20 protein-coding genes are annotated in these 20,654 nt (G+C 70.0%); 10 read left to right on the top strand and 10 right to left on the bottom strand.

The genetic code is table 11. The features are described from left to right. Positions 1-126 precede the first annotated feature (126 nt). Positions 127-1,692, top strand: coding sequence for a M1 family metallopeptidase (locus tag CCS38_RS17700; RefSeq protein ID WP_223734253.1), 1,566 nt, complete (start codon positions 127-129; stop codon positions 1,690-1,692). 92 nt (positions 1,693-1,784) lie between these two features. Further along, positions 1,785-2,789: a sphingomyelin phosphodiesterase gene (gene sph, locus CCS38_RS17695; protein ID WP_223734252.1), complete on the top strand. Its 1,005-nt coding sequence runs from the start codon at positions 1,785-1,787 to the stop codon at positions 2,787-2,789. A gap of 156 nt (positions 2,790-2,945) precedes the next feature. Here the strand turns inward: sph and CCS38_RS17690 are convergent, their stop codons facing one another. Continuing rightward, positions 2,946-3,269 (bottom strand): hypothetical protein, encoded by a 324-nt coding sequence (locus tag CCS38_RS17690; RefSeq protein ID WP_223734251.1) that lies wholly within the window; start codon positions 3,267-3,269, stop codon positions 2,946-2,948. Between the two features lie 507 nt (positions 3,270-3,776). Between CCS38_RS17690 and CCS38_RS17685 the strand changes: the two genes are divergently transcribed. Continuing rightward, the gene (locus tag CCS38_RS17685) at positions 3,777-3,974 is read left to right on the top strand and encodes a hypothetical protein (RefSeq protein ID WP_223734250.1); all 198 of its coding nucleotides are present in this window, start codon (positions 3,777-3,779) and stop codon (positions 3,972-3,974) included. Between the two features lie 157 nt (positions 3,975-4,131). Then, positions 4,132-4,536, top strand: coding sequence for a PASTA domain-containing protein (locus tag CCS38_RS17680; RefSeq protein ID WP_223734249.1), 405 nt, complete (start codon positions 4,132-4,134; stop codon positions 4,534-4,536). Positions 4,537-4,629: 93 nt separating this feature from the next. Here CCS38_RS17680 and CCS38_RS17675 read toward each other — a convergent pair whose 3' ends face one another. The 3 genes from CCS38_RS17675 to CCS38_RS17665 all read right to left on the bottom strand — a co-directional run bounded on the left by CCS38_RS17675 (position 4,630) and on the right by CCS38_RS17665 (position 8,373). After that, on the bottom strand, positions 4,630-6,030 hold the full coding sequence (locus CCS38_RS17675; protein ID WP_223734258.1) for an amino acid permease: 1,401 nt from the start codon (positions 6,028-6,030) through the stop codon (positions 4,630-4,632). 319 nt (positions 6,031-6,349) lie between these two features. Continuing rightward, entirely contained in the window at positions 6,350-7,162 is an 813-nt protein-coding gene (locus CCS38_RS17670; RefSeq protein WP_223734248.1) for a hypothetical protein, read from the bottom strand. After that, positions 7,159-8,373, bottom strand: a complete 1,215-nt coding sequence (locus CCS38_RS17665) for a TRAFAC clade GTPase domain-containing protein (RefSeq protein ID WP_223734247.1) — start codon at positions 8,371-8,373, stop codon at positions 7,159-7,161. The genes CCS38_RS17670 and CCS38_RS17665 overlap by 4 nt, the downstream gene beginning before the upstream one ends. Before the next feature lie 128 nt (positions 8,374-8,501). Here CCS38_RS17665 and CCS38_RS17660 point away from each other — a divergent pair, with 128 nt between their 5' ends. Further along, positions 8,502-9,230, top strand: a complete 729-nt coding sequence (locus CCS38_RS17660; protein ID WP_223734246.1) for a MerR family transcriptional regulator — start codon at positions 8,502-8,504, stop codon at positions 9,228-9,230. A gap of 118 nt (positions 9,231-9,348) precedes the next feature. Here the strand turns inward: CCS38_RS17660 and CCS38_RS17655 are convergent, their stop codons facing one another. From CCS38_RS17655 to CCS38_RS17640, 4 genes are read right to left on the bottom strand one after another with little or no spacing between them, the layout of a single operon-like run. Further along, on the bottom strand, positions 9,349-11,520 hold the full coding sequence (locus CCS38_RS17655) for a 3-hydroxyacyl-CoA dehydrogenase NAD-binding domain-containing protein (RefSeq protein WP_223734245.1): 2,172 nt from the start codon (positions 11,518-11,520) through the stop codon (positions 9,349-9,351). Between the two features lie 33 nt (positions 11,521-11,553). Further along, positions 11,554-12,768 (bottom strand): acetyl-CoA C-acetyltransferase, encoded by a 1,215-nt coding sequence (locus tag CCS38_RS17650; RefSeq protein ID WP_223734244.1) that lies wholly within the window; start codon positions 12,766-12,768, stop codon positions 11,554-11,556. Between the two features lie 52 nt (positions 12,769-12,820). Then, positions 12,821-13,963: an acyl-CoA dehydrogenase family protein gene (locus CCS38_RS17645; RefSeq protein ID WP_223734257.1), complete on the bottom strand. Its 1,143-nt coding sequence runs from the start codon at positions 13,961-13,963 to the stop codon at positions 12,821-12,823. A gap of 14 nt (positions 13,964-13,977) precedes the next feature. Further along, the gene (locus CCS38_RS17640) at positions 13,978-15,150 is read right to left on the bottom strand and encodes a CaiB/BaiF CoA transferase family protein (protein WP_223734243.1); all 1,173 of its coding nucleotides are present in this window, start codon (positions 15,148-15,150) and stop codon (positions 13,978-13,980) included. A 157-nt stretch (positions 15,151-15,307) separates the two neighbouring features. Between CCS38_RS17640 and CCS38_RS17635 the strand changes: the two genes are divergently transcribed. Continuing rightward, the gene (locus tag CCS38_RS17635; protein WP_223734242.1) at positions 15,308-16,051 is read left to right on the top strand and encodes an MgtC/SapB family protein; all 744 of its coding nucleotides are present in this window, start codon (positions 15,308-15,310) and stop codon (positions 16,049-16,051) included. Positions 16,052-16,177: 126 nt separating this feature from the next. Continuing rightward, positions 16,178-17,365, top strand: coding sequence for a saccharopine dehydrogenase family protein (locus CCS38_RS17630; protein ID WP_223734241.1), 1,188 nt, complete (start codon positions 16,178-16,180; stop codon positions 17,363-17,365). A gap of 60 nt (positions 17,366-17,425) precedes the next feature. Here CCS38_RS17630 and CCS38_RS17625 read toward each other — a convergent pair whose 3' ends face one another. Further along, complete coding sequence (locus tag CCS38_RS17625; RefSeq protein WP_223734240.1) at positions 17,426-18,130, bottom strand: endonuclease V; 705 nt, start codon at positions 18,128-18,130, stop codon at positions 17,426-17,428. A gap of 124 nt (positions 18,131-18,254) precedes the next feature. Between CCS38_RS17625 and CCS38_RS17620 the strand changes: the two genes are divergently transcribed. From CCS38_RS17620 to CCS38_RS17610, 3 genes are all read left to right on the top strand, one after another. Further along, a complete protein-coding gene (locus CCS38_RS17620; protein ID WP_223734239.1) occupies positions 18,255-18,806 on the top strand; it encodes a molybdopterin oxidoreductase family protein in 552 nt (183 codons plus the stop codon). Positions 18,807-18,810: 4 nt separating this feature from the next. Beyond that, positions 18,811-19,311: a hypothetical protein gene (locus CCS38_RS17615; protein WP_223734238.1), complete on the top strand. Its 501-nt coding sequence runs from the start codon at positions 18,811-18,813 to the stop codon at positions 19,309-19,311. 279 nt (positions 19,312-19,590) lie between these two features. Next, a complete protein-coding gene (locus CCS38_RS17610) occupies positions 19,591-20,214 on the top strand; it encodes a flavodoxin domain-containing protein (protein WP_223734237.1) in 624 nt (207 codons plus the stop codon). Positions 20,215-20,340: 126 nt separating this feature from the next. On the opposite strand, the gene CCS38_RS17605 is transcribed toward CCS38_RS17610, so the two are convergent. Beyond that, positions 20,341-20,511, bottom strand: coding sequence for a hypothetical protein (locus tag CCS38_RS17605; protein ID WP_223734236.1), 171 nt, complete (start codon positions 20,509-20,511; stop codon positions 20,341-20,343). Positions 20,512-20,654 lie beyond the last annotated feature (143 nt).

Raw genomic sequence — 20,654 nt, 5'->3', positions numbered from 1 at the left:
AGATATGGCCATGCACCTGACGTGAGACACCGCAGTACATAGGGTCGGAAGCGATCCCTACCTGGATCGGTAACACCCCCCACGAAGGCCGGAACCGACCGGTCTCTCCGACGAGTTGGAGGACTCGTGCGTCACAGACTCCTCGTGCCGGGCGCCGCCGCGCTCAGCCTGCTGCTGGCGATCCCGGCATCGGCTGCCGACTACTCCCCCGGCGCCCCGGGCGTGGGCGACTCCTACTACCCCGAGAGCGGCAACGGCGGGTACGACGTCTCCCACTACGACCTGCGCCTGAAGTACCAGCCGAAGACGGACCTGTTGGAGGGCACCGCGACCCTCCTCGCGAAGACCACGCAGGACCTCTCCCGCTTCAACCTCGACTTCGGCCTGAAGGTCAGCGAGGTCCGCGTCAACGGCAAGAAGGCGGCCTTCAAGACGTCCGGCAAGCACGAGCTGGAGGTGACGCCGGCCGCGCCGCTGCCCAAGGGCAAGGACATCAGCGTCGTCGTGCGCTACGCGGGCAAGCCCTCCGAGCTGAAGATCGACGGCTTCACGGCGTGGGCACGCACCCCCGACGGCGGCGTGGTCGCGCAGGAGCCGGACGCGGCGGTGTGGTGGCACCCGAGCAACGACCACCCCACCGACAAGGCGACGTACGACATCTCGGTAGCCGTGCCGGACGGCACCCAGGCGCTCAGCAACGGCGTCCTGCTCTCGCAGTCCTCCAAGCTCGGCTGGACGCGCTACAACTGGCGCTCGGACAAGCCGCAGGCGACGTATCTGACCACGCTCGCGGTCGGCAAGTTCGACATCACCAAGGACACCACGGCGAACGGCCTGCCGGTCATCAACGCCGTCAGCAAGGACCTCGGCAGCAACGAGGGCGCCGCGAAGGCCAGCATCGAGCGCACCACCGAGGTCGCGGAGTGGCTGGAGGGCGTCTTCGGCCCGTACCCGTTCAACGCGCTCGGCGGTTACGTACCGAACGTTCCGGCCGGTTACGCGCTGGAGACCCAGACCCGCCCCTTCTACGGCAAGAAGGCGTTCGACGCGGGCACCAACGTTTCTGTCGTGGTGCACGAGCTGGCCCACCAGTGGTACGGCGACAGCGTGTCCCTGAAGGACTGGAAGGACATCTGGGTCAACGAGGGCTTCGCGCGCTACAGCCAGTGGCTGTGGTCGGAGAAGGAGGGCGAGGGCACCGCGCAGGAGCTGGCGGACTACGTGTACGACCGGCACCCGGCCGACGACGCCTTCTGGACGGTGAAGCCGGGCGACCCGGGCCCGGAGAACCAGTTCGACATCGCGGTCTACGACCGGGGCGCGCTGGCCCTCCAGGCGCTGCGCAACAAGCTCGGCGACAAGACCTTCTTCGAGATCCTCAAGTCCTGGCCGACGGAGAACAAGTACGGCAACGCCTCGGTCGCCGACTTCGTGAAGTTCGCCGAGGAGAAGTCCGGCAAGCCGCTCGCCGCTTTCTTCGACACCTGGCTGTACCAGCCCGCGAAGCCGTCGGCCCCGGCGGCACAGAGCGCCACGATCGCGGCCGCCGGCAAGGCATCGGCACCCCAGCCGAAGTCCTGGAAGAAAATCGCCGCGACGAACAACGTTCACGCGCACGGCGACAACCACGCGCACGACGACGTGCACACGCAGGACGACGTGCACACGCAGGACGGCCACCGCCCGGAATAAATCTTCCCGCCGGCTACCGGTTACCAGAAGGTAACCACGCCTGATTGGATGTGCGGCACCGGATCAATTCCCACCCCCCACAGGGAGATTCAGTGCCGCACTCCGCCCCGCACTACACCTCGCGCCGCACGCGCGCCGCCGTCCTCGCCACCGCGATCGCCGTCGCCGCGTCGCCACTCCTCACGGCCACCACCGCGACAGCCGCACCGGCCGCCACCGCGGACACTCCCGCGCTGAAGGTCCTCACCTACAACGCATTCCTGTTCAGCAAAACGCTCTACCCCAACTGGGGCCAGGACCACCGCGCGAAGGAGATCCCCGCGGCGGACTTCTTCCGCGGCCAGGACGTCGTCTTCCTCCAGGAGGCGTTCGACAACTCCTCCTCCGACGCCCTGAAGGCGAACGCCGCCGCGCAGTATCCGTACCAGACCCCGGTCATGGGCCGCGGCAAGGACGGCTGGGACGCCACCGGAGGCGCGTACTCCTCGCTCACCCCGGAGGACGGCGGCGTCACCGTCCTCAGCAAGTGGCCGGTGCTCCGCAAGGAGCAGTACATCTACAAGGACGCCTGCGGCTCGGACTACTACTCCAACAAGGGCTTCGTCTACGCCGTACTGAACGTGAACGGCACGAAGGTGCACGTCGTCGGCACTCACACGCAGTCCACCGACCCCGGCTGCGCCGCGGGCGAGGCCGCCACCACCCGCGCGAAGCAGTTCAAGGAACTGGACGCCTTCCTCGACGCCAAGCAGATCCCGGCAGGCGAGCAGGTCATGGTGGCGGGCGACTTCAACGTCGACTCACGGAGCACGGAGTACGGGGCGATGCTGAGCGCCGCCGGCCTCACAGCCGCCGACACCCGCACCGGACACCCGTACTCCTTCGACACCCAGGACAACTCCATCGCCCGGGACCGCTACCCCACCGACCCCCGCGAGGACCTGGACTACGTCCTCCACCGCACCGGCCACACCCGCCCGGCCGACTGGCGCAACGAGGTCGTCAAGGAGGACTGCCCGCCGTGGACGGTCACGAGCGGCGGCAAGGAGTACACGTACACGAACCTGTCGGACCACTACCCGGTGACCGCGGGCTGAGGCAGGTCGCCTCCCGTCCCCACATCGACTTGACGAGGTTCGTCGCCTTGCCGTTCTGCAGTGCGTCGAACTCCTCCTGGAGCTCGACGCACTGCAGAACGCTCTTGCACCCTGCCGAGGCCGGGAGTGATATGCCGCTTCAGCGGTTCTCGACGACTACCCCTGCTTCTGCCACAGCTTGTACCGGTAGTGATCCCCTCTACGGTAACCATCCTTAACGGTCAAGGCGTATCCCACCTTCACCGGCCGATCAGTATCCGTATCAGTGAGCGCCCAGCGGTACTTCATGCCCTTCGTCATCCCGGAGCCCGCCGTCGCGATGTTCTCTGTGACATCCACCCGGTAGTGCTCGGCGAACTCGGCAGGGACCTTGCCATCTGCCTTATCGGCCTTCAAGCGCAGCTTCGCGGCCTTGTCCGCCTTGCCGGCAGCTTCAGCCTTCTCTGCCCGCTCTCGAAGCAGTTCCCCTACATCTTTCATTGCTCTCGCCTGCCTTCACTCTCTCCTCACCGTACGAGCGCGAGAACCAAAGATCGATATCTCGAGGGGGTGGTACCCATGGACATCCGTCTTGCCAATGGCGCACCTCAGGCGCAGCATGAGAACAGCACATAAAGAGATGAGCGAGATGGGCATCGCCATCTTCGCTTGCCGGACGCGCATGCGACAGCAATGACATACTGATCTCCCCCGGTCACCCTGAGCAGCGGAGTGAGAGCTCTAAGAGGCAGGCCGACTTCGCACAAGGCGCAGCCGCTTACATCCGCTTCGGATTTTCGGCGTTTCCACGGACTCGGCGGCCATCGGTCGGGCGATGGGCGGTACATGGCCCTGTGAGCGCCCTGTTTCCAGCGTGCATCTCCAGATCTGCGCCCGCATCTCCGAGGCGCAGTAATCCATGCGTCCCCGCTTCATCGCTCGGTTCCGTCACCCCTCCGCACAACCATCAAGTTCACCTTCAAGCTGCGCAACCGCTGTGAGAGCGCGATGGACCTCAACGACATGTACATCAGCTGCCTCTACGTCGACGAGTGGATCAACATGCCGACAAGCCACCTGCGGCCTGGACGTTCCATCTCTGCGACGACGGCATGCGAGCTGCCGGGGAGCAAGAAGTACGTACAGATCGAGGTGGTGCTGAGCTACGAGACGGAGGCGGCAATCTTCGCCGGTGACGTGAAGTAGTCCAAAGCTTCGGCCGGGAGGCAGGACTCATTCCCAGCGTGATGAGGCTGCGAAACACACTTCTGAGCAGCAGCGCCGAAAAGGAATGGCGCACCGAGCCAGTCCGCGAGAACGGCCCTCCGCGCCTTACCCGTAACACCACTTGAGGCGATATCCCATGTACCACCAGGGCAGGTCCCGAGGCCGACGCCAGGCGGTTGCCATCTTCATCGCGCCGCTTGCCGCGCTTGCCCTCGCGAGCTGCGGAAGCGAAGCGAGCGAGAAGGACACACCGGAGACCACAGTCACCCAGACCGTGAATGAGTCGCCCACCATGGAAGAGGAGTCGACTGAAGAGGCGCAGCTTCCTGACATGGTGGGCAAGAGCCTGCAGGACGCGCAAGACAGCGCTCAGGCTGCTGGGTTCTACAACCTCGCCTCGCACGACGCGACCGGCATGGACCGGCTCCAGGTCCTGGACCGGAACTGGAAGGTGTGCTCCCAAGAGCCACAGGCAGGCACCCTCTCCACGGACACCCAGATCGACTTCGGCGCCGTGAAGCAGGACGAAGCCTGCCCATGACCCATGGGTAGCACCCAGCCGCTGCTTGGGATGCCGACCTGCAGCGCGGCATACTCCAGCCAAGCCGCTGCCGGCCTCGCCAACTACGTCAGATCAGCGGCGCGGGCCCGGGATCTTCGGGGCGGGCGGGCCTTCGAGGCCGTCTGTGCCGCCGGTCGTCGTGGTGCGGTCCGCGGCTATGCGGCTGACGCGGCCGCGGACCGCGAACCAGCCGACGACCAGGGCCACGCCGATCACCGGGGCCAGCATGACCGTGTCGCGGCCGACGCCGCCGTCGAACCACATCAGGACGATGACGCCCAGCAGGAACGCGATGGTGACGATGTCGGTGACCGGTGTGCCCGGGAGGCGGAACTTGGGGCGCTGCAGGACGCCCTCCTTGGTGCGGCGGACGAACACCATGTGACAGAGCATGATCACGACCCAGGTGCTGATGACACCGAGCGCCGCGATGTTGATCACGATCTCGAACGCCTTGCCCGGCACCACGTAGTTCAGCCCGACGCCCAGCACACAGACCGCCGAGGTGAGCAGGATGCCGCCGTACGGCACCTGGTGGCGGTTCATCCGGCCGGTGAACTTCGGCGCGGAGCCTGCCGCCGACATCGAGCGCAGGATGCGGCCCGTGGAGTACAGACCGGAGTTGAGGCTGGACATGGCGGCGGTGAGCACGACGAGGTTCATCACGTCGCCCGCGGCCGGTACGCCGACGTTGGAGAGCACGGTGACGAAGGGGCTCTCGCCGTCGGTGTACTTGTCCCACGGCATCAGCAGCGTCAGCAGCACGACCGAGCCGACGTAGAAGATGCCGACCCGCCACATGATCGAGTTGACGGCCTTCGGGACGACCTTGTGCGGCTCGCTGGTCTCGCCCGCGGTGACGCCGACCATCTCGACGGCGGAGTACGCGAAGACGACGCCCTGGAGGACGACCACGACGGGCAGCAGGCCGGTCGGGAAGAGGCCACCGTTGTCGCTGATCAGATCGAAGCCGGGCGTGTGGCCGCTCACCGGGTGCTGGGTGGCGAGCAGGAAGATGCCGATCAGCATGAAGATCACCAGCGCGGCGACCTTGATGATCGCGAACCAGAACTCCAGCTCACCGAAGATCTTCACCGAGATCAGGTTCACGGCGAGGACCACCGCGAGCGCGATCAGTGCCATCAGCCATTGCGGCACGTCGGTGAAGAGGCTCCAGTAGTGCGTGTAGAGCGCGATGGCGGTGATGTCGGCGATACCGGTGGTCGACCAGTTCACGACGTACATCCAGCCCGCCACGTAGGCGCCCTTCTCGCCCAGGAACTCACGGGCGTAGGACACGAACGAGCCGGAGGAGGGGCGGTGCAGCACCATCTCGCCCAGCGCCCGGACGACGAAGAAGGCGAAGAGGCCACAGACCGCGTAGGCGATGGCGAGCGCGGGGCCCGCGGCGGCCAGCCGGCCGCCGGCGCCGAGGAAGAGGCCGGTGCCGATCGCGCCGCCAATGGCGATCATGTTGATGTGCCGGGCCTTGAGGCCCTTGCTGTATCCGGCGTCGCCCGCGTCGTGCGGGGCGTCGCCGTTCCCCCCGTCCGGCGGCCGGTAGGCGTCTTCCTGGACGGTGTTCGTGCTCACAGGTGCGTCATCTCGCTTTCGGGAGGGCGGTGCAGCGATGGCCGGACGTCGCGGATCGCGCGAGTCGGACCGACCGCACACCTTCCCCGAAGTGCGGGCATCCGTCTGTGAAGGAGATCACAGGGGGTCGGCCGTCAACCTCGCCGGGCCCTTTCGGAAGCCGCCCGATGGCCCCCTCGGTCCTTGGAGAACGGTCCCCTCAGTCCTTGAGGATCAGCACGAGCGCCAGCACTACCGCCACCGGCCAGCCCGCCAGTAGTACGACCGCCCACAGCCCGCCGCCGGGCCCCCTGAGCAGCGCCACGAGCCGTCCGACCAGGCCGAAGCGGTCCTCGGGGGCGTCCTCCTCGGCGCCGTTCTCGCCGTCCTGCGGCTCGCCGTCCTGCAGCTCGCCGTCCTGCGGCTCGCCGTCCTGCGGCTCTCCGGCCGCCTCGGGCCCCGGTGCCGCCTCCCCCGGCTCTGCCGGGGCGTCGTCCGCACTGTCAGGCGCGGCGGGCGCCGGCTCCGCCGCCCGCCCCGGCTCCGGTACCGGTACCGTCCCCGCGGCCAGCTCGGCCACCGTAACCCGCGCGGAGACCGCGGGCGGGAACGCCCGCTCGGCCTCCAGGAAACGCGCAAAGACATCCAGCACCATCGGACGCAGCCCCGGCAGATCGGCGTCCGCCACGGACATCCGCGCCCGCGCGCCCGATCCCCCGGTGACGACCACGCCGTACGCGAGCTCGATGGGCCGGCCGCTGCGGTCGCGCAGCACCACCCCGTCCGCGCCGGGCGGCGACGCCTGGACGATCCGGTACGAGAGTCCGATGCGGCCGCCGCCCGGCAGCGGCGCCTCCGCGTGCCGGCTCTCTCCCTCCTGCGTCAGGCTGCCGGTGATCGCGTCGCGCAGCAGCCCGGACAGATTGCGCTCGCCCAGGAAGCGCGGCACGAGGAGCGTGCGCTGACCCACCACCCGGCCGCGCCCCACCAGAAAGGGCCAGCAGTGGGCGTCCCGCGCGCCCCTGCGGCTCACAACGCCTCACCGTCGCGCAGCACGGAGGCCGGCATCTTGGCCACGAAGGAGGCCAGCTCGGCGTTCATGCGGTCCATCGCGATCCGCCGCGCGGAGGCCGCCTCCTCGGTGAGCCGGTCGACCTGCCCCAGCTCCTGCTCGCGCAGGCCCATCTTGCGCTCGCCCTGCTCCGTGAGCCGGCTGGCGAACATCTCCACCGCGGCCTCGCTCACCTTGTCGAGCTTCTTGCCGCCCACCACGGCGCCCAGGACGCCACTGATGGCCTTGCTGAGCCGGGCGCTCAGCGTGCCGCTCAGCCACTTGATCCGCTCGGCGGCGGTCAGGGCGGTGCTGCGCTGGATCTCGAGGATCAGCTGGCGGCGGGTGGCCTCGTCCAGCCGGCCGAGGATCGAGGAGAAGATGTCGGGCAGGATCGCGAGGAACGGGACCTCGACGTACTGCGGGTGCGGCAGCGCGCCCGGGCGCTTGCGCATCCGGCCGTCCGGCTCCAGCGTCGCGTAGTCGGGGCCCACCGAGCTGACGGGCAGCAGCCGGACGGCGGGCACGTACTCGTTCCCCGCCATCGCGACGTTCTCCACGAGGTGCGCGAACTCCTCCATGCCGCACAGCGTCTCCTGGACGGCGGCCAGCGAGTCCGCTTCCGTACCCGCGTACCCGGCGATCAGGTCCCACTTGGTGATCACGAAGTGCACCGGCTTCTCCGCCGACTGCAGCAGCCCGAAGATCATCGACATTTCGTGGTGGAAGTGGTCCAAACCCTCATTCGTGCCCCGCATCAGCTCGCGTACGTACTGCCCGTCCAGCAGGCACAGCACCGTGTCGGCCGCCACCAGCCGCTCGGTCAGCTCCTCCTGGGCCCGCGAGGCGGCGTCGTCCTGGGTGGCCTCGGTGAGCAGCTCGCCCGCGTAGTCCAGGTACTTGATGCGCAGCACCGAGTGGTTCGTGGCGTTCCGCCGGGTCTTGCAGTCGAAGGTGTACTCACGGTCGTTGTGCACGCGGTTCGAGGCGGGCCATTCCCCGCTGTCCCGCACCTGGCGGTGGATGCCCATCAGCTCGACGCGCTGCGCCTGCGAGCACTCCAGGAAGATCGCGGCGCTGCTCTGCACCTGGAGGCGCTTGAAGAGGCTGGAGAGGTAGACGGTCTTGCCTGATCCGGATGGCCCGACCACCAGTACCCGGACGGTGAACGGGTCGTCGCTGAGTTCGAGCATGCATCCCCCGGGAGCGCTGTACCGAACACTGGACGCTACTGACGGGGGCAGTGGGCCGGGAGGACAATCGGCGCTCCCTCACCCGCAGGAGTGGTGACATCAGTGGTGAGACAGCAATACTGTTCAACATGATGGAGTCCGCTGCCGAACTGAACCTGACCGTCGACGAGCTGGCCGCCCGGGCCGGTGTCACGGTCCGTACGATCCGGTTCTACAGCACCCGCGGGCTGCTCCCGCCGCCGGAGATCGGCCCGCGCCGCGTCGGCCGCTACGGCCCCGACCACCTCTCCCGGCTCGCGCTCATCGAGGAGCTGCAGCACCAGGGCATGACGCTGTCGGCGATCGAACGGTACCTGGACCAGCTGCCGCCCGACCTCAGCGCCCAGGATCTCGCCATTCACCGCGCCCTCGTCGCAGGCTGGCTCCCGGACCGGGCCGAGGAGCAGACGCTCACGCAGTTGGAGCGGCGGGTGGGCCGGTCGCTGACCGAGCAGGACCTGGACCGGCTGGCCGCGATGGGCGTGCTGGTGCGCACCGAGGAGGCGGGCGTCTTCCAGGTGGATCCGGGGCTGCTGCAGCTGGGCGTGCGGCTGCTGGACGTGCCGATCGCGCTGGAGACCATCCTCGCGGCCCGTACGGTCGTACTGGAGCACACCCGCTCGGCGGCCCGGGAACTGAGCCGGCTGTTCAGGGACGAGGTCGGGGCCGCTTACGAGGGCGGCGGGCCGGACGCCGCCGAGGTGGCCCGGCGCAAGTCCCTCTCCGCCGACATGCAGCCGCTGGTCGTACAGGCACTGGTGACGGCTTTTCAAAGGTCCATGAAGGAGGAACTGCGGGAGTGGTTCGGCGGGAGGTGAAGCGCAGGCGCGTGGAACGGCCTCCTCGCAGCGGTCCATGAAGAAGGAGCTGCGGGAGTGGTTCGGCGGGCAGTGAGCGCGGGAGGGGCGGGCCCGCAGGCCCGCCCCCAGTGAGCCGTCAGTCCTTGAAGGGCTCGCCCTTCGCGGCCTTCTCCAGCAGCAGCGCGGACGGCGCGAAGCGTTCGCCGTACGCCGCCTGGAGCTCCTTGGCGCGGGCCACGAAGCCGGGCACGCCGCCCTCGTAACCGTTGATGTACTGCATCACGCCGCCGGTCCAGCCGGGGAAGCCGATGCCGAAGATGGAGCCGATGTTGGCGTCGGCGACCGAGGTGAGCACGCCCTCCTCGAAGAGGCGCACGGTGTCCAGCGCCTCGGAGAAGAGCATCCGCTCCTGCATGTCCTTGAACGGGATCGACGCGTCGGGCTTGGTGTAGTGCTCACGCAGGCCGGGCCACAGGCCCTTCCGCTTGCCCTCCTCGTCGTACTCGTAGAAGCCCGCGCCCCCGCTGCGCCCCGGCCGTCCGAACTCGTCGACCATGCGGTCGATCAGCGCGTCCGCGGGGTGCGGCGCCCAGCTGCCGCCGGCGTCCTCGATCGCCTTGCGGGTCTCGTTGCGGATCTTCCGCGGCAGGGTCAGGGTCAGCTCGTCCATCAGGGAGAGCACCTTGGCCGGGTAGCCGGCCTGGCCCGCGGCCTGCTCGACGGAGGCCGGGTCCACGCCCTCGGCGACCATCGCCACGCCCTCGTTGATGAAGTGGCCGATGACGCGGGAGGTGAAGAAGCCGCGGCTGTCGTTCACCACGATCGGGGTCTTGCGGATCTGGCGTACCAGGTCGAAGGCGCGGGCCAGGGCCTCGTCGCCGGTCCGCTCACCCTTGATGATCTCCACCAGCGGCATCTTGTCGACCGGCGAGAAGAAGTGCAGGCCGATGAAGTCCTGCTTGCGCTGGACGCCTTCGGCGAGGCCGGTGATCGGCAGGGTCGAGGTGTTGGAGCACAGCAGCGCGTCCGGCGCGACGATGCCCTCGATCTCCTGGAACACCTTGTGCTTGAGTGCGGTGTCCTCGAACACCGCCTCGATGACGGCGTCGCAGCCCGCCAGGTCCTGCGGGTCGGCGGTCGGCGTGATGCGGGCGAGCAGCTCGTCGCGCTTCTGCTCGGTCGTACGGCCCTTGGCCAGCGCCTTGGCGAGCAGCCCCGCGCTGTACGCCTTGCCCTTCTCCGCCGCCTCCGGGGTGACGTCCTTCAGCACCACCTCGATGCCGGCCCGGGCGCAGCTGTACGCGATGCCCGCGCCCATCATGCCCGCGCCGAGCACGGCGACCTTGGTGACCTTGCGCTCCTCGATGCCCTTCGGGCGGTTGGCCCCGGAGTTGACGGCCTGGAGGTCGAAGAAGAACGCCTGGATCATGTTCTTGGAGATCTGGCCGGTGACCAGCTCCACGAAGTACCGCGCCTCGATGGTCTGCGCGGTCTCGAAGTCGACCTGGGAGCCCTCGACGGCGGCGGCGAGGATGTTGCGCGGGGCCGGGTACGGCGCGCCGTTCAGCTGCTTCTTGAGGTTGGCGGGGAACGCCGGGAGGTTCGCGGCGAACTTGGGGTTCGCGGGCGTGCCGCCGGGGATCTTGTACCCCTTGACGTCCCAGGGCTGCTGGGACTCGGGGTTCGCGTCGATGAAGGCGCGCGCCTTGGCGAGCAGCTCCTCGGAGGTCTCCGCGACCTCGTGGATCAGCCCGTTGTCCTTCGCGCGCGTGGCGTTGTACTGGGTGCCCTGAAGGAGGACCTTCAGCAGTGCGTCGGCGATGCCGAGCAGCCGTACCGTACGGACGACGCCGCCGCCGGCCGGGAGCAGGCCGAGGGTGACCTCGGGCAGGCCGATCTTGGTGCCGGGGGTGTCCAGCGCGACACGGTGGTGGCAGGCGAGCGCGATCTCGTAACCGCCGCCCAGCGCGGCGCCGTTGATGGCCGCGACGACGGGCTTGCCGAGCGTCTCGATGCGCCGCAGGTCGCGCTTGATGCCCTGGCCCGCCTCGAACGCCTGCTGGGCGTTCTCCGGGCGGACGGCGATCAGCTCGCGGAGGTCGCCGCCGGCGAAGAAGGTCTTCTTGGCGGAGGTGAAGATGATGCCGCGAATGCTGTCCTTCTCGGCCTCCAGGCGGTCGGCGACCGCGGCGAGGGAGGTCTTGAAGGCGTCGTTCATCGTGTTCGCCGACTGGCTCGGGTCGTCGAGGACGAGGGTGACGACGCCGGTCTCGTCCTGCTCCCAGCGGATGGTGCTGGCTTCACTCATGGTGCGTTCTCCGTAAGGGGTCGGGACGGACGGTCAGAGGCGCTCGATGACGGTGGCGACGCCCATGCCGCCGCCGACGCAGAGGGTGGCCAGGCCGTAGCGCTTGTCCTGGCGCTCCAGCTCGTCGATGAGGGTGCCGAGGATCATCGCGCCGGTGGCGCCGAGCGGGTGGCCCATGGCGATCGCGCCGCCGTTGACGTTGACCTTGTCCAGGCTCAGGCCCATGTCCTGCACGAAGCGCAGCACGACGGCCGCGAATGCCTCGTTGATCTCGACCAGGTCGATGTCGTCGATGGTCAGGCCGGCCTTGGCGAGCGCCTTGCGGGAGGCGGGGGCCGGGCCGGTGAGCATGATGGTGGGCTCGGAGCCGGAGACCGCTGCGGAGATGATCCGGGCGCGCGGGGTCAGGCCGTACCGCTCGCCGACCTCCTTGGAGCCGATCGCGACCAGCGCGGCACCGTCCACGATGCCGGAGGAGTTGCCCGCGTGGTGGACGTGGTCGATGGCTTCGACCCAGTGGTACTTCTGCAGCGCCACCGCGTCGAAGCCGCCCATGTCGCCGATGGCGGCGAAGGAGGGCTTGAGGGAGGCGAGCGAGTCGGCGGTGGTGCCGGGACGCATGTGCTCGTCGTGGTCGAGGACGGTGAGGCCGTTGCGGTCGGTGACCGGGACGACGGAGCGCTTGAAGCGGCCGTCCTTCCAGGCCGCGGCGGCCCGCTCCTGGGACAGCGCGGCGTACTCGTCCACGTCGCGGCGGCTCCAGCCCCCGATCGTGGCGATCAGGTCGGCACCGATGCCCTGCGGGACGAAGTTGGTGTCGAAGTTGGTCATCGGGTCGTTGAACCAGGCGCCGCCGTCCGAGGCCATCGGTACCCGCGACATCGACTCGACGCCGCCGGCCAGCACCAGGTCCTCCCAGCCGGAGCGGACCTTGGCGGCGGCCATGTTGACGGCCTCCAGACCGGAGGCGCAGAAGCGGTTCTCCTGTACGCCGGCGACGGTGTCGGGCAGCCCGGCGGCGATGGCCGCGATACGGGCGATGTCGGAGCCCTGATCGCCGACCGGCCCGACGACGCCGAGCACGATGTCGTCCACGGCCGCCGGATCGAGGTCCGGGAAGCGCCGGCGTACCTCGTGGATCAGGCCGACGACCAGGTCGATCGGCTTGGTGCCGTGCAGCGCGCCGGCGGCCTTGCCGCGGCCGCGCGGGGTGCGGATCGCGTCGTATACGTACGCTTCGGAAGTCACGGTGTGCAGCCTTTCAAAGGGGTGAGGGTGAGCCCGGCGTGGCGGGGCAGGGTCAGCCGAGCAGCGAGCGGCCGATGATCTCCTTCATGATCTCGGTGGTGCCGCCGTAGATCGTCTGGATACGGCCGTCGGTGAACGCCTTGGCCACGCGGTACTCGTTCATGTAGCCGTATCCGCCGTGCAGTTGCAGACAGCGGTCGGCCACCCGCTTCTGCAGCTCGGTGGCCCACCACTTGGCCATCGAGGCGTGTACGGCATCCAGTTGCCCGGCCGAGTGGTCGACAATGCAGCGGTCCAGGAACGTCCGGGTCACAGCGCACTCGGTGGCCATCTCGGCGATCTCGAACCGGATGTGCTGGAGCTTGGCGAGCGGCCGCCCGAACGCCTCGCGCTCCTTGACGTACTGCGTGGTGATCTCCAGCAGGTGCTCGGCCGCGGCGATGCCGGCCACCGCTATGCCCATCCGCTCCTGCGCGAGATTGGTCATCAGGTGAATGAAGGCGCCGTTCAGCTCGCCGAGCAGGTTCTCCTTGGGCACGCGCACGTCATTGAAGAACAGCTCGGCGGTGTCCTGGGCCTTCTGCCCGATCTTGTCGAGGTTCCTGCCCCGCTCGAAGCCCTCCATACCGCGCTCGACGACCAGCAGGCTCAACCCGTGCGCGCCGCCTTCCGGCGTCGTCTTCGCCACCACGACGACCAGGTCGGCCAGGATGCCGTTGGAGATGAAGGTCTTGGAGCCGTTCAGTATCCAGTGGTCGCCGCGGTCCTCGGCAGTGGTTCTGATGCCCTGGAGGTCGGAGCCGGCGCCCGGCTCGGTCATCGCGATGGCGGTGATGATCTCGCCGCTGCAGAAGCCGGGCAGCCAGCGCCGCTTCTGCTCCTCGGTGGCCAGCGAGGTGAGGTACGGGCCGATGATGTCGTTGTGCAGGCCGACGGCCAGACCGGCGGCGCCGGCCCGGGTGAACTCCTCGGCCAGTACAGCGGAGTAGCGGAAGTCGGCGTTGCCCCCGCCGCCGTACTCCTCGGGCACGGCGAGCCCCAGCAGCCCCTGGCGGCCGGCGGCGCGCCATGCCTCCCGGCTGACGATGCCGTCCTGCTCCCACTGCTCGTAGTGCGGCTCGACCTCCTTCTTGAGGAAGGTGCGCACGGTCTCGCGGAAGGCGTCGTGGTCCTCGGTGAAGATCTGGCGCGCCATCTGCGTCGGCTGAGTCATCGTTGCGGGCCTTCCTCGGTGCCGGCCGCGGGCCGGTTCTCGGGGTGTGCGGTGGTCAGGGCGGGGACGTCCCAGTCGCGGGCCACCGCTTCGGTGTCCGCGCCGGGCAGGGCGGGGCCGCCGCGCACCGCAGCGGGCGTGCGCGAGAAGCGCGGCGCGGGCGCCGGCTGGGTGACACCGGCGTGTTCGACGAAGGTGCCGCGGGCGGCGAGATGGGGGTGGTCCGGCGCCTCGCGCAGCGACAGCACGGGCGCCACGCACGCGTCGGACCCGTCGAAGACGGCCGTCCACTCCGCGCGCGTACGGGTACGGAACCGGTCGGCGATGGCCGTACGCAGCGCGCCCCACTGGGCGAAGTCCTCCCGCGGAGGCACCTCGTCCGCCAGGCCGAGCAGCCGCAGGAACTCGGCGTAGAACCGCTGCTCCAGCGCGCCGACGGCCATGTGGCCACCGTCGGCCGTCTCGTACGTGCCGTAGAAGGGCGCCCCGCCGTCCAGGAGGTTGGCGGCGCGCCGGTCCTGCCAGGCGCCGGCCTCCAGCATGCCGCGGATCATGGTGGTGAGGTGGGCGGTGCCGTCGATGATCGCGGCATCCACGACCTGGCCGCTGCCGCCTTCGGTGCGCGCGTGCTGGAGCGCGGCGAGGATGCCGATCACGAGGTAGAGCGAGCCGCCGGCGTAATCACCGAGGAGGTTGGCGGGGGCGACCGGCGGACCGTCGGCGGTGCCGGTCATGCCGAGCGCGCCGGTGAGCGCGATGTACCCGATGTCGTGGCCGGCGGTGTCGGCGAGCGGGCCGTCCTGGCCCCAGCCGGTCATCCGCCCGTAGACGAGGCGGGGGTTGCGGCCCAGGCACGCCTCGGGGCCGACGCCCAGCCGCTCGGCGACACCCGGCCGGTACCCCTCGATCAGCACATCGGCGCGCTCGGCCAGGTCCAGTACCTGCCCCGGCCCCTCCGGTGTCTTCAGGTCGACGAGCACCGAGCGCTTGCCGCGGTTGGTGAGGTCGTGCGCCGGGTCGATGCCGATGGCGGAGCCGCCGGGGCGGTCCACGCGTACGACGTCGGCGCCGAGGTCGGCGAGGTGCATCGCGGCGAACGGGCCCGGCCCGATACCGGCGAGTTCCACCACGCGCACTCCGCTCAGCGGGCCGTTCCCTGTCTGCGCCATCGCGCCCCCAGCTTGTGACACCAATGCTGTAACACTCGTGATGTTAAGAACGTGTTCCACTTTCCACAAGCCCCTCCGGGGGCTTTCCGGGCGGCTTTGCGGGCGGGTCGGTCCCCGCCGCCATTGCCTGCTCGCGAGCGGCGATGACAATGGCCGGATGCCTTCCTCGAACCTCGCCGCCGCACTGTTCGACCCCGCCACCGGCCAGGGCTGGCGCCAGATCATCGAGTTGGCCATGGCGCTGCTGCTCTCCTCCCTCATCGGGCTGGAACGCGAGGCGCGCCAGAAGAGCGCGGGGCTGCGCACCCACACCCTCGTGGGCGTCGGCAGCGCGCTCTTCATGGAGGTGTCGATCCACGGCTTCGGGGCGGTCACCGGTATCGACGGCGTCGGGCTCGACCCGTCCCGGGTCGCCGCGCAGGTCGTCTCCGGCATCGGCTTCATCGGCGGCGGCCTGATCTTTGTGAAGAAGGACGCCGTACGCGGCCTGACCACTGCCGCGACCATCTGGCTGACCTGCGCCATCGGCATGGCCTGCGGCGGCGGGCTGCCGCTGCTCGCACTCGCCTCGACGGCCGTGCACTTCCTCGTCGTACGCGGCTTCCCCAAGATCACCGACCGGATGTCGATGGCCCCGTCCCTGGAGCGCTTCGAACTCCGGCTCGCCTACCGCTCCCAGCGCGGCCTGCTCGGCCGGATGCTGGAGATGTGCACCAGCAGCGGCTTCCAGGTGACCGATGTACAGGTCGAGACCGGGCCGGAAGAGCCCGAGCGGGTCGCCAGTGAAGTACTGCTCCGCCTGGAGGGCACCGCTTCCCCGCACGATCTGCTCGAACGCCTGGCAGAACTGGACGGCGTTCGCGGGATCAGTTTGGGGCGGGAGGCGGATCGGACGGAGTGAGGGGGCAGCGGGCGTACGGTTGCCGCGCCGCACATGGGCCGTGTTGACGCCGCGTATAACTGTTCCCTAGCGTGCGACCCTTGCCGACACGATCACTCCGACCGATCACTCCGAAGGGGCCACACCATGGGACGACAGGCTGCCGCGGGACGGGCGTACGACGTCGTCCTCTTCGGCGCGACCGGCTTCGCGGGCCGGCTCACCGCCGCCTATCTGGCCGCGCACGCCCCCGAGGGATGCCGCTGGGCGCTGGCCGGGCGCAACAGGGCGAAGCTGGAGCAGCTGCGCGCCGAGCTCGCGGCGGACCATCCGGCCTGCGCCGAGCTGCCGTTGCTGCACGCCGATGCCGCCGACCCCGACTCGCTGCGCGCCGTGGCCACCGCGACGCGCGTGCTGGCCACCACCGTCGGCCCGTACCTGAAGTACGGCGAGCCGCTGGTCGCCGCCTGCGCCGAAGCGGGCACCGACTATGTGGACCTCACCGGTGAACCGGAATTCGTCGACCGGATGTACCTGCGCCACCACGCGACGGCGCTCGCCTCGGGCGCCCGCCTGGTGCACGCCTGCGGCTTCGACTGCATTCCGTACGACCTCGGCGTGCACTACACGGTGGGGCTGCTGCCCGAGGGCGTACCACTGCGCGTGGCCGGCTTCGTCCGCACCAACGCCACCTTCTCGGGCGGCACGCTGGCCTCCGCGCTCACTGCGATGTCCCGCCCGCTCGGCATGGCGCGCGCCGCCCGGGAGCGGCAGCGCGTCGAGCCGCGCCCGGTGGGCCGTGCGGTGCGCGCGGCACCCGGGACGCCGACCCGGCAGCAGGGCGTCTGGGGCGTACCGCTGCCGACCCTCGACCCTCAGATGGTCGCCCGCTCGGCGACCGCGCTGGAGCGGTACGGGCCGGACTTCCGCTACCGTCACTACGCTGGCGTCAAGTCGCTTCCGGTGGCGGTCGGGGGCGTACTGGGCGCGGGTGTCGCGGCCGGGCTGGCCCAGCTCCCGCCCGCACGCCGGTGGCTGTCGGCCCGGCTCGCGCCCGGCGACGGCCCGGACGAGGCGCGCCGGGCGAAGAGCTGGTTCAAGGTCCGCTTCGTGGGCGAGGGCGGCGGCCGACGGCTCGTCACGGAGGTCGCGGGCGGCGACCCCGGATACGACGAGACGGCGAGGATGCTCGCCGAGTCGGCCCTGTCCCTCGCGTACGACGAACTCCCCGAGACCGCGGGCCAGGTGACGGCCGCGGTCGCCATGGGCGACGCGCTCACGGAACGGCTGATGAAGGCGGGAATGCGCTTCCGGGTGGTCGAGCAGCAGGGCTGACGGACTGACGAACGGGAGCCCCGGCCCGCGCCGGCCCGGGCGCGGGCCTCTCTTCGACGCTCAGACCTCCGCGAGTGCCCGGCGGCACAGCGCGTCGGCGATCCGGGTGGTCTCCGGCTGCCGGTACTTCGTCGCCAGCCGCAGCGTATGGGCACACGCGCGGTCCAGCCCGACGCGGTGCCCCACGGACACGAAGATCGGCTTCACACCCCGCCGCGTCCGCAGCGCGCGCCCGACCTCCTCGCCCCCGTCCAGCAGCGCGGAGGTGGCACCGCGCTCCGCCTCCGGCGCCTCGTACGTGAAGGTGAACGGGTTCTTCCCGACGCCGATCACCGGCAGCCCGGTGAGCACGCCGAGGTGGCTGGCGAGCCCGAAGCGACGCGGGTGGGCGAGCCCGTAACCATCGCAGATCACGAGGTCGGGGAGGCTCGCGAGCCGGTCGAGCGCGTCGAGCACGGTCGGGATCTCCCGGAAGGCGAGCAGTCCCGGAACGTACGGGAAGGACACCGGCCCCACCGCCGTCGCCTCGTCGACGACGCGCAGCGTACGGGCGTCCAGCACGACGGCCGCCGCGGCGACGACGCCCCGCTCGTCGTCGTACGCCACGTCCACGCCTGCCACCGTGCCGTCGAAGTCCGGCTCGGGGCCCGGCTCGTCGAGCACCACATGGCGGCGCAGCCGGTCCTGGGCGGCGCGGGCCGCGGCCTCGTCGGCGGGCCAGTTGCGCAGTTCGTCGTCGCGGGAAACCGTTCCGGGGATCATCATGATCCCGCCACGCTACCGGGTCCGTACCGGGCGCCTCGTCGAGGGCATGGATCCGCGCTCCGAGAGACCCCTGCGGCTCCGTTGTGGCGCGGCGGCGTCCAGGTGGCGTCCCGTACCGGGGCCGGTGCAGTCGGCACGGGGGCGCGCGCTCCTGAAGGCGGCCGCCTATCAGCCCCCGCACGAGCCCCGCGACGACGACTACCCGCTGCGCCTGACGACCGGCCGCACGGTCCACCACTGGCACACCCGCACCCGTACCGCCCGCAGCCCCGAACTGCAGGACGCGGCCCCCGGGATGTGGGTCGAGCTGCACCCGGAGGACGCGAGCCCGCTGCGCATCGAGGAGGGCGACACGGTCACCGTCAGCTCCCGCCACGGCCGCATCGAGGCCCCCGTACGACTGTCCGGCCCCCGCCCCGGGGTCGTCTTCGCCCCGTTCCACTACGGGTACTTCGACCGCCGTCCCGTAGACGACGCACCCGCACCTCACACCCGCGCCGCCAACGAACTCACCCCGACCCAGTGGGACCCGGTCTCCAAACAACCGCTCTACAAGGTGACGGCGGTGCGGGTGAGCAAGTCGTCGGAGGAAGAGAAGCCATCCGAGGAAGAGAAGACATCGGACGAAGGGGCGCCTCCTCCGCACAGCACCGCCACGGAAGGCTCGGAAGGCTGATCCCATGAACAAAATCGGCTTGCTGCTCTCCGAACTCCATGACGCGGAGACCGATTTCGCCACCGCCTGCCGCAAGACCGCCGAGCGCCAGGCCGCCGACCACGGCACGTCGTATCCGTGCCGCACCATCGCGCCCCAGTGCGACACCCACGCCGCCCGGGTACGCGCCATTGCCGAGCGCTTCGGCAAACGCCTCACCCCGCCCCGCCGCCCGCCCGCACCCGTCTCCTCAGCCATGGACTCCGTACGTCGTACGTCCTCCGTACTCCTGGGCCGCCGCCCGGAGTCCGGCCTCCTCCTGCTCCGCGACCTGCGGCAGCTTTCCCTCGCGGCACAGGCCGTGAACGTGCACTGGATCTACCTGGGCCAGGTGGCTCAGGCGGTACGCGACCAGGACCTCCTCACCGAAGTGACGGCCCACCACAAGGAAACCCTCACCCACATCAAATGGATCAAGACCCGCATGAAAGAAGCCGGCCCCCAGGCTCTGACGGTCACGGACTGACCTTTGTGATCGCGGACTCTCACCGTTGCGGACCGGCTTGGTTGCCGAGGCGCTCCGGTCCCGGATGGGGCTTGTCGGCCCATGGTGGTGCGTGCGCGGGTGCACCACGCTGGGGTCGTCGGCCCGGGCGAGGCCGGACAGCGACCGGACAAGGACGACCGAACACGGACAACGGGACACGGACCCAAGGAGCGGCAGATCCTCGCCCTGATAGGAGGGCCTGACGAACCGCCAGATCGTCGACCACCTCGGGAAAACGCCATAACCCCAGGAAGCGCCATGGCCAAGTACCGCGTACTGATCGCCTACGCCTACGGCACCAAGGCCGAATCCACCCGGAGCATCGCGGAGGAAATAGCCGCCGCGCTGCGCGAGGACGGCTTCGATACTGAACTACGCCCCGCGGCGGAGGTCGTCAGCGTGGGCCCGTACGACGCCGTCGTACTCGGCGGCGCACTCCGCAGGAACCGCTGGCACCGCGACGCCCGCCGCTTCGCGCGCCGGCACGCCGCGCAGCTGCGCTCCCGCCCGGTGTGGCTGTTCAGCAGCGGCCCTTCGAGTACCTCGGCGAGCGAGCCCGACGCGCCGCCGGTACCGGGCGCGAGCCGCGCGATGGACCGGGCGGGGGCTCGCGGACACATCACGTTCGGCGGTCGGCCTGGTCGGCTCGGTCGCTCCGGGGGTTACCGCCCCACCGGCGGCCCGGTCCGCCCCGTCCGCCGCCTCCACGGCCTGTTCGACCGCTCGGCGGCGGACAGGGAACGGGACCGGGATCGGGCCCCGGACCGGGGCCAGGGCCGGGACCGGCCCGACGAAAACCGGGCTCCGTCCGCCGATCACCCGGACATGACCCGCGTCCGCGACTGGGCCCACCACATCGCCAACGAGGTGAACGGCCCCTGAGGACCGAACGAAGGCGAGCCGTGGGCCACTGTCGCCGTGCGGTGCGGGACCGGCGTTCGTTCCCGTACGGGAACGGTGTCGCTGTGCGGCACCGGCGTTACTGCGCGCCGGCGCGGCCGCGAGGCGTCAGCGCTGAGCGCCACCGAAGAGCGCGCCGAGCACATCTCCGGCGAACTGCAACCCCGCCTGCTCCCGCGGGGTCAGCTCTTCCGGTTCGGGCGCCGCGACGGCGGACCCTGTGGCGAGGAGTCCGGCGGCGAAGAGAGCGGTGAGCATGACAGTGAGACGACGCATCATGTGCTGTTCCCAACCGTGAGGAGACAGGTGCGAGCTCCATCCTCGGCCGCCCTCCGACCGCCCGCCACGCGACGCCCCACCCACTGCTGCGAACGGACCACCCACCCCTCCTTCCGACCGTTCTTCCGGCCGTTCTTCCGGCC

This window comes from Streptomyces purpurogeneiscleroticus (assembly GCF_020024005.1).
GTDB lineage: Bacteria > Actinomycetota > Actinomycetes > Streptomycetales > Streptomycetaceae > Streptomyces > Streptomyces purpurogeneiscleroticus.
Note: the sequence above shows the minus strand (reverse complement) of the source record. Positions and strands in the feature narration are given on the sequence as shown.